The organism is Jongsikchunia kroppenstedtii DSM 45133 (assembly GCF_000380485.1).
Classification (GTDB): Bacteria; Actinomycetota; Actinomycetes; order Mycobacteriales; family Mycobacteriaceae; genus Jongsikchunia; species Jongsikchunia kroppenstedtii.
Genome location: NZ_AQYG01000008.1, coordinates 1 through 2,456, shown reverse-complemented (window position 1 = coordinate 2,456; position 2,456 = coordinate 1). Strand labels below are relative to the sequence as shown.

Sequence of the window (2,456 nt, the reverse complement as noted above, 5' to 3'; positions counted from 1 at the left end):
GCTCCCACTGCGCATCACTGAGCGACTCACACCTAGAACTCATCCACCGATCATCAGCGACCGATCACCCAATCATTAGGAGACACGCCCTAGATATCTCCGTCTTGACACATAGAGACGGCCGAACTGTTATGCTTCATACCGAGCGATGGTTCGGTCGGTTGGAGTGGCATATGAGCTCTCAGTACACAAGTGCGGGCATCCGATGACGGCGCCCCCGACCACACGAACCACTGCGGCGATCGGCGCCGCCGGTCAGTGGGCGGGCGGCAGTAGTTGGCCGGTTGCACCGCTGCAGACGTTCGGTCGAACGGTGCGGCTGGGCGGGCGCGTCGTCGTGCTGGCGTTCACCGATACCGCGCGACTTCGACTTCCCTTCCGCGACTTGGTGATACAGGCGTGGTTCTATCTGTCTGTCACCGCGCTGCCGGCGTTGCTGCTATCGATTCCGATCGGGGTCATCATGGCCGTTCAGGTCGGCAACATCACCAGTCAGCTCGGTGCGCAGTCGATGTCCGGCGCGGCGGGCGCCGGGGTGATGCAGCAGGCGGCGCCACTGGTGGCGGCGCTCCTCATCGGCGGTGCGGGGGCATCCGCGGTGGCATCCGATCTCGGCGCCCGCACCATCCGGGAGGAGACGGACGCGATGCGCACGATGGGAATCGACCCGCATCAGCGGCTGGTCGTGCCGCGCGTGATCGCGATGACGTTCGTGGCGCCGATGCTGTCGATCATCATCACGTTCGTCACCGTGCTGGCGAGCTTCCTGGTCGCCGTCGTCTGGCAGGGCATCGCGGTCGGCTCGTACTGGTTGTCGTTCGGCATGTTCGCGACGGTCACCGACATCTTCTTCGGTTGTGCGAAGGCCGCCCTGTTCGGATTCATCGTGGCGGTGGTCGCATCCGAGCGGGGACTCAACGTCGCGGGTGGGCCCCGGGGAGTGGCGACCGGGGTGAATGCGTCGGTCGTCATCGGCGTGCTGAGCTGCATGGTGGTCAATGTCTTCATCACCCAGCTGCAGTTCATGTTCTTCCCGCCGACGGTGTTCTGATGGTCGCCTCGTCGTATCGGCCGCATGGCCTCAACACGATTGCGCGCATGTGGTCGAAGCTCGGCGGCGTCACCGAGCTGCCCGGCCACCAGTTTCAGTTCGCCGTTGATGCGTTCGCCGGCATGGGTCATGCGATGCGTCAGTACCGCAAGGAGGTCGCCAGCAAGTTCACCGAATTGACCTGGGGGAGCGGGGCGGTCATCGTCGGCGGCGGCGTGGCCGCGGTCATGGTGGTGCTCGGACTGTCGATCGGGGCGATGATCGCGATCTTCGGCTACAACCTGCTCGGCACGCTGGGCGCGGGTCCGCTCGCCGGCATGCTGACCGCCGTGACCGTCACCCGTGAACTCGGGCCGATCATGGCGGCCGTCGGGTTCGCCATCCAGGCCGGCTGCCGGATCACCGCCGAGGTGGGGTCGATGCGCATCGCCGAAGAGATCGATGCGCTGGAGGCCCAGGGCATCCGGCCGATCCCGTACGTCGTGTCGACCAGGTTGATCGCGGGCATGGCCGCGATCCTGCCGATCTATGTGCTATCGCTGGCCCTGTGCTTCTGGAGTGCGAAATTCGGTCTCACAACGATTTTCGGGCAGCCGGGCGGCTCGTATACGCACTACTTCGATCTGTTCATCAACGGGCGCGACATCGTCTACTCGCTGATCAAGGTGGTGGTGTTCGTCATCGCAGTGACCATCGCACACAGCTACTACGGCTTCTACGCCACCGGCGGTCCGGAGGGCGTCGGTGTCGCCGCCGGTCGTGCCATCCGGGCGAGTCTGGTGCTGATCGTGGTACTCGACATGGTTCTCACGCTCGGGATGTGGGGAATCGCATCCACGACCTCGATTTCGTTCTCGGGGTAGCGCGATGCCGGCACCGATCGATCACAGCGGCCGCGGGCCGTCCGCGGGGGCGTTGCGGCGGCGCGGCTTGTTGGTGCTGCTGGTGATCGCTGCCGTGGTCGCCGGCTACCTCTGGTACGTCAATCGTCCACCGTCGGGGCAGGAGGACTTCACGGTGATCACCACCTCGGCCGGCGACGCTTTGAACACGCAGACCCAGGTCCGGATGCGCGGGTTGGTCGTCGGCAAAGTGACTGATGTGCAACAGGATTCGGCTGGCGACGTCCGCGTGCGGATGCGGGTCGATCGCGCCCGGTTCGCCGAGCTGCGTCAGCCTTTGCAGACTCGATTCGTCTCGTCGAACTTCTTCAGTTCCACCGCGATGGAACTGGTTCCGGGCGAGGGGCTGCCAGTCGCGGCGGGACAGGTGATCGATTTGAAGACCGGCGTCGGTGACTACACCGTCACGACCTTGATCAGCCAAGCGGGCAACACGATCGTCGGGTCGCTCACCCCGCAGCTCACCGAGACCATCAAGCGCGGCAGCCGGCTGCTGGCGGGGG

General features: G+C 65.1%; 3 protein-coding genes. All 3 read left to right on the top strand.

The window, feature by feature from the left end; all coding sequences use genetic code 11:
• The first annotated feature begins 205 nt into the window (after positions 1-205).
• Positions 206-1,051, top strand: a complete 846-nt coding sequence (locus G341_RS0100080; protein WP_081622353.1) for an MlaE family ABC transporter permease — start codon at positions 206-208, stop codon at positions 1,049-1,051.
• A complete protein-coding gene (locus tag G341_RS0100075; protein ID WP_018177073.1) occupies positions 1,051-1,914 on the top strand; it encodes an ABC transporter permease in 864 nt (287 codons plus the stop codon). Before G341_RS0100080 ends, G341_RS0100075 begins: the two co-directional genes overlap by 1 nt.
• Before the next feature lie 4 nt (positions 1,915-1,918).
• The coding region (locus G341_RS0100070; RefSeq protein WP_018177072.1) for an MlaD family protein at positions 1,919-2,456 on the top strand (538 nt) is incomplete at its 3' end.

Bases quoted from the DNA above. Each gene is read 5' to 3' on its own strand.
- G341_RS0100080 (WP_081622353.1), top strand. From the start codon at position 206: ATGACGGCGCCCCCGACCACACGAACCACTGCGGCGATCGGCGCCGCC.
- G341_RS0100075 (WP_018177073.1), top strand. From the start codon at position 1,051: ATGGTCGCCTCGTCGTATCGGCCGCATGGCCTCAACACGATTGCGCGC.